The 6411-nt window shown below is 66.5% G+C and carries 3 protein-coding genes; 2 read left to right on the forward strand and 1 reads right to left on the reverse strand.

The genetic code is table 11. The features are described from left to right. Positions 1–16: 16 nt before the first annotated feature. Positions 17–2104 (reverse strand): alpha/beta hydrolase, encoded by a 2088-nt coding sequence (locus ACDC67_RS15305; protein ID WP_376694503.1) that lies wholly within the window; start codon positions 2102–2104, stop codon positions 17–19. A 135-nt stretch (positions 2105–2239) separates the two neighbouring features. On the opposite strand from ACDC67_RS15305, the gene ACDC67_RS15310 reads away from it, so the two are divergent. Then, entirely contained in the window at positions 2240–2692 is a 453-nt protein-coding gene (locus ACDC67_RS15310; protein ID WP_376694504.1) for a hypothetical protein, read from the forward strand. A 224-nt stretch (positions 2693–2916) separates the two neighbouring features. Next, positions 2917–5667 carry a S9 family peptidase gene (locus ACDC67_RS15315; protein ID WP_376694505.1) on the forward strand — a complete coding sequence of 917 codons (2751 nt, stop codon included), beginning with the start codon at positions 2917–2919 and terminating at the stop codon, positions 5665–5667. Positions 5668–6411 lie beyond the last annotated feature (744 nt).

Here is a 6411-nt window from a genome sequence, read left to right on the forward strand (position 1 = left end):
TCCAGGCGCGCCGGGATCACAGCGGCCACAGGTCCCATGCCAGGCCGAAGATCGAAAGGCTGATCGTCGCCAGCGCCACCAGCATCAGGCCGATGCGGCTGGCCGGCACGATGTTGCCGCGGTAGCGCCAGGCCTGGACCAGGCCGGCGAGGCCCAGCAACAGGGTCAGCGGGCCGAGCCAGGCCACCAGCCCCGCCCAGGACACCAGGCCGAAGAGCAGCATGGCTTCGCTGATCTCGACCGAGGCTTTCGAGGCCATGCCCAGCCCGCCGGCGTAGAGCGCCGCCGAGACCGTGGCCAGCCAGACCACCAGGCGGGTGCTACCCGCGGCTTCCAGGCGCTGCCCGTTGATGCGCCGCGCCAGCCAGGCCAGAAAGAGCACGGCCAAGCCGAGCAGGCTCACAAGAGCGGAAACGCCGCCCCAGGCCATGTGAACCCGGAAGCGATTTTCGTGTGCTTCGTTGAGGACGATGCCCTCGACGACCGCGCGGGTGGCGAAATACGGCGCGATGTACTCGGCCGCCTGTTCGCCGTCGTTGACGCATTCCATGTCGAGTTCGGCCGAGGGGTCGTCGAAAAAGCCGTTGAGGAAATCGCCGGCGCAGTCGAGCGAACGCGTCGGGCCGTGCCCGGCGTGCGGAAAGACCACCAGCCGGCCGTTGCTGAAGCCCGGCATGATCGCCTCGGCCAGCGGCACCGGCGTGATCGGATCCCAGGCGCCGTTGGCGACCAGCACCGGCAGGTCGGTCTCGACCAGCTCGAACTGGCCGGGATCGCGCGGCGCCAGTCCGACGTCCCGGCACAGGGCGGGAGCGTCCCGGATCACTTCCAGGGCCCCGAAGGCGCGGGCGATGGTCGGGTAATCGCGGAAGTCGTCCGGGGCGGATTCCGCCCAGCGATCGACGTAGCCGTCGAGGCAGCGTACCGCCACCGACATGCCCATGCTCACGCCCGGTCCATCGCCGAATTCGGCCAGCGCCAGCGCCCGGAAGAAGGTCCGGTCTTCGTCCTCGACCGCCCGCGTCAGACCTTCGATGATCGCCGGGATGGCCGGATGGTTCGATTGCTCGTAGAGCAGGCTGAAGGGCAGGCCGGCGATGACATCGGCGAAGAACCAGGTCTCGCCGTCCGGATAGCGCTCACCTTCGGGCACCTCGACGCGGACCGGGTCTTCGTTCATGTTGGCGATCGCGGCCCGGTAGCGCCGCTCGAGGCCCTCGAAGGTCTCCGCGCAGTCCAGCTGCTCGCTACAGGCGGCGAAGAGCCGCTCGAGATTCTGCTCGTGCCAGTGCGGGATGCGCATCAGGTCTTCGAGGTCGAGCGGCACGATCGCGTCGATGACCGCCGCGCGGATGCCTTCGGGGTCGACCTTCATGTAGGCCTGGCCGAGCACCGAACCGTAGGAGATACCCCACACGTTCCAGTCCCCGAGCCCCAGCGCCATGCGCAGCGCCTTGATGTCGCGGGCGTTTTCGAAAGTGTGGTAGCCGGTCACATCGACGCCGCGCGCCTTCGCGCCCTCGATGCAGGCCCGGGCCTGCTCGAACATCGCGCGCTGGCTGTCGACGAAGTTGTCGGCCTGGAAGTCGGCCCGGTTGCGGTCGGCGAAGAAGGGGCAGAAATCGCCCGAGTAGCCGATGCCGCGCTGTTCGAGAATGTAGAGATCGCGACCGTCGGCCAGCGCGTGATCCTTGAGCCGCTCGGCGTAGACCTCGACCTCGACGCCGGGACCGCCGGTCAGGTAGATCACGGGGTCTTCGCGAACCTCGACCTCGTTGCCGTCCTCATCCTCGCCGCGCGCGGCGATGCGCACGAAGTGCAGCTCGATGGTCCGGCTGCCCTCGACCTCGCGATTTTCGGGGACCTGGATCAGCCCGCACTCGATCTCGCCGGGCTCGTAGTCGACCCGGCCGCGGAAGGGACAGACCACGCTGTCGTAGCCGGTCTGGCGCAGCCATTCGAACGGCTCCGTCGGCGGGGTCTCGACGACCGCATCGGCCTGGCTTTCGATGGCTTCGTCGAAATCGAACGGCACCGGCTCGTCCTGGAAGGCGAGGACGGGCGTGACGGACAGGCACGCGAGCACGAACAGCAGACGCGACATGGGATTCCCTCTGGATGATTCGCAAGCCACAGATTAGCGCAATCGCGGCCTTGCTGGCAGTGTGGCTGATCACGGCCTATAATGCACGTTGTCAAGAATGATTGTCGTTTGAACGCAATGACTGGAGATTCACCCGTGAAGACCTCGCTTGCCTTTTGCCTGGCATTCGGGCTGGCCCTGGCCACCGGGCCCGCCCAAGCCGAAGACGAACCCGACATGATCGGCACCATGGGCAGCATGCAGCTGTTTCTGCACAAGCTCAGCCTGTCGGTGGCCGCCGGCAACCGCGAGCTGATCGATTTCTACGCCCACGAGCTCGAGGAAACGATCGAGGCGGCCGAGTCGATCGAGGAATACCACGACATTCCCGTCGGCCAGTTGACCGAGGCGATGCTGGTGCCCGCTTTCGAGGCCTTCGAAGAAGCCGTCGACGAAGACGCCGCGGAAGACCCCGCGAAACTGGACCGGAAGCTCGGCGAACTCATCCAGGCATGCAACGCCTGCCACCAGGCGACCGGCTACGAATTCATCCACATCGAGCGCAACGAGTCCAACCCGTACATGCAGCGCTTCGAGCCGCGCGACTGAGCGCGACCGGGCGATCGACGCTCGATCGCTTCGGCTGCCGTGACCAATGGGCTATTGGCTGGCCGCCGCGCGTGGTTTAGGCTGCCGGACGAGGCTGGGCCAGTACGCGTCCTGTCGCGATTCCGCCGCACGCCGGCGATGCGACATGGCGCACCACTGACGTTTCGCCCGATCCGGTTTGCCGCTTCAATGGCGCCGCAATCCAAATTTCAGGAGCACACGATATGAAATCGAGAACCTCCCTACTGCTTGCCGGCGCAGCTGCTGCCGTTTGCAGCATGGCGGCGGTGGCCGCCGACAAGGCCGCGCCACTGTCGTACACCGACCAGCTGCCTCCGTTGCTCGATCGCCAGCTGTTCTTCGGTGATCCCGAGATTTCCGGCGCGCAGATTTCGCCCGACGGCGAGCACATGACCTTCATGCGCCCCTTTGACGATGTGCGCAACATCTGGATCAAGGGCATCGACGAGCCCTTCGACGCCGCCCGCCCCCTGACCGACGACGACCGGCCCGTGCCCGGCTACTTCTGGAGCCAGGACAGCGAGTACGTGCTCTACGTCCAGGACAAGGGCGGCGACGAGAACTATCACGTCTGGGCGGTCGATGCCGACGCCGAGCCGGGCGATGGCGAGTCCGTGCCCGAGGCGCGCAACCTGACCGACATCGACGGCGTTCGCGCGCAGATCTACAGCGTGCCCGAATCGACCCCGGATGAGATCATCGTCGGCCTCAACGACCGCGATCCCGCGCTGCACGATGTCTACCGCGTGAACATCGAATCCGGCGAGCGCGAGCTGCTGATCGAGAACGAGCGCAACATCGCCAGCTGGACCGTGGACCTCGAGGGCGAGGTGCGCCTGGCCGTTCGGCAGACCGAAGACGGCGGTACCGAAACCCTGCGCGTGAGCGACGGCGAAGTGGGTGAATCGCTCTACACCTGCTCCTGGCAGGAGTCCTGCAACCCCAGCCGCTTTCACGCCGACAACGAGCGCGTCTGGTTCCAGTCCAACAAGGGCGAGGACAACGACCTGATCGGCCTGTACCTGATGGACGTCGACTCCGGCGAGCTGGAGTTCGTCGAGCGCGACCCCGAGGGCGAGGTCGACTTCGGCGGCGCCGTCTACTCCAACGCCACCGACGAACTGCTGGCCACCGTCTACACCGGCGACCAGCAACGCATCTACCCCAAGACCGACAAGGCCGAGCGGGCCCTGGATTTCCTGCGCGAGCAGCTGCCCGAAGGCGAGCTCGGCTTCCGGCCGCAGACATCCGACGATGCCCTGGTGCTCGTCAGCCTCTCGCGCGATGTCGACCCCGGCACCATCTACCTGTTCAACTGGGACGAGATGGAAGTCAGCGAGGTCTATCGCTCCCGCCCGGACCTTCCGGTCGAGCACATGGCCGAGATGCAGCCGATCCGTTACGAGGCTCGCGACGGGCTCGAAATTCCCGCCTACCTGACCACCCCGAAGGGCGTCGAGGGCGAGAAGCTGGCCCTGGTCACGCTGATCCACGGTGGCCCCTGGGCCCGCGACAGCTGGGGCTACGACGCGCTGGCCCAGTTCCTGGCCAATCGCGGCTACGCCGTGCTGCAACCCAACTTCCGCGGTTCGACGGGCTACGGCAAGGCCTTCCTCAACGCCGGCAACAACGAGTGGGGCGACGCCATGCAGGACGACATCACCGACGGCGTCGAACACCTGGTCGAGCAGGGCCTGGTCGATTCCGAGCGGGTCTGCATCATGGGCGGCTCCTACGGCGGCTACGCCACGCTGGCCGGCATGACCTTCACGCCGGACCTCTACGCCTGCGGCGTCGACATCGTCGGCCCGTCCAACCTGATCACGCTGCTCAACTCGATTCCGCCCTACTGGGGTCCGATCCGCAAGATGTTTACCCTGCGCATGGGCGACCCGAGCAACGAGGAAGGCCGCGAACAGCTCGAGCGTCAGTCTCCGCTCAACCACGTCGGCAAGATCGCCGCCCCGCTGCTGGTCATCCAGGGCGCCAACGACCCGCGCGTCAAGCAGGCCGAGTCCGACCAGATCGTTGTGGCCATGCGCGAAGCCGGCCTGCCGGTGGAGTACATCGTCGCCCCTGACGAGGGCCACGGCTTCCGCGGCCGCGACAACCGCCTCGCCATGTTCGCCCACACCGAGGCATTCCTGGCGACACACCTCGGCGGCCGCCACCAGGAAGACATGGAAGACGAGGTGGCCGAGCGGCTCGAGGAAATCACCGTCGACGTCGATACGGTCGAAGTCGAGGAGCTGGCCGACGAACTCGCCGCGGCCAAAACCCTGCCGCTGCCCAACAGCGACGCCGGCAAGATCGCAACCGGCCGTTTCGGCTACGTCACCGAGATGAAAATGCAGGGCAACGAGATGGAAATGCAGGTCGAGCGCCGTATCGCGCTGGAAGCGGGCGACGACGGCGAGACCATGGTCGTCACCTCCGACATGTCCTCCAACATGGGTGCGGCCAGCGATCAATTCGTGCTCGATGGCGACACGCTGCGGCCGATCAGTCGCAAGCTGGCCCAGGGTCCGGCGACCATCGACGTCGAATACAACTCGCGCGCGGTCACCGGCACGATCCAGGCCGGGCAGGAGATTCCGGTCGACATTGAGCTCGACGCCCCGGTCTACGGCGGCGACGCCGCGCTGGAAGCCGTGATCCTCGGCCTGCCGCTGGATGAAGGCTACAGCACGCCCGTTCGCATCGCCGAAGTCGGCATGCAGCAACGCGTGCGCTACTTCAGCATCGACGTGGAAGGCCGCGAGTCGATTGAAGTTCCGGCCGGAACGTTCGACGCCTGGCAGGTGAGCCTGGAAGCGCTGGACGGCGAGGGCGGCGACCTGACGATGTGGGTCTCGGTCGAGCCCCCGCGCATGGTGCTGCGCGCCGAAGGCAAGCTGCCGGCGCAGATGGGCGGCGGCGAGTACAGCACGGAGCTGACCCGCGTCGGCGAGTGACGCGCGTCATCGTCCACGTTGTCTGAGAGAGGCCCGGCACCGCCGGGTCTTTTTCTTTGAGGGCGTTGGGTGGGGTTGGCGGCACCGGGCGCTTTGGTGGCCTCGACAAGTCAAAATCTGTTTCGCCCGGGCCCGCTTCGCGGGGTCTTGCGGCGACTCACTTTTGTCATTCGCGACAAAAGTAAGCAAAAGCGCTTTTCAAATTCAAAATCCAACGCTCGGTTGTCTCAGGAGATTGGTGACCGTGGGGGCTGGCCCCTTCGGTGAGCGGGCTTCGCGAAGACTCGGTCGGAGGATCCGGTGGCGCTAGCAGGATTGGGGCGAAGCCCGCACGAGGACGGCCCGGCTTCGAAGGTGGCGCGCTGCGCGCGCGGGGGCTCGATTCAGGTGTGTAGGATGCGTGGAGGCCCGTAGGGCCGTAACGCATCGGCTGATGCGTTGCGCTTTGCTCCACGCATCCTACGTTTCTCCGCTACCGCGCAGATGGCGCGCGCAATGCGCGCGGGGGTCAATCCGGAGCGCAAGCCCGGGATTCCTCCCATGGCCACTTTCGGAAACGATCCAGGGCACCACGCGACCAGCCGGGCCATCGCGAAACCCGCTCACCGAAGGGGCCAGCCCCCACAGTCGCCAAGCTCCTGGGGAGCGTAGGATGCGTGGAGGCCCGTAGGGCCGTAACGCATCGGCCGATGCGTTGCGCTTCGCTCCACGCATCCTACGCTTCTCCGCAACCGCGCAGATGGC

The sequence above is a fragment of the Wenzhouxiangella indolica genome (genome assembly GCF_042310355.1).
Taxonomy (GTDB): domain Bacteria; phylum Pseudomonadota; class Gammaproteobacteria; order Xanthomonadales; family Wenzhouxiangellaceae; genus Wenzhouxiangella.

Bases quoted from the DNA above. Each gene is read 5' to 3' on its own strand.
- ACDC67_RS15315 (WP_376694505.1), top strand. From the start codon at position 2,917: ATGAAATCGAGAACCTCCCTACTGCTTGCCGGCGCAGCTGCTGCCGTT.
- ACDC67_RS15305 (WP_376694503.1), bottom strand. From the start codon at position 2,104: ATGTCGCGTCTGCTGTTCGTGCTCGCGTGCCTGTCCGTCACGCCCGTC.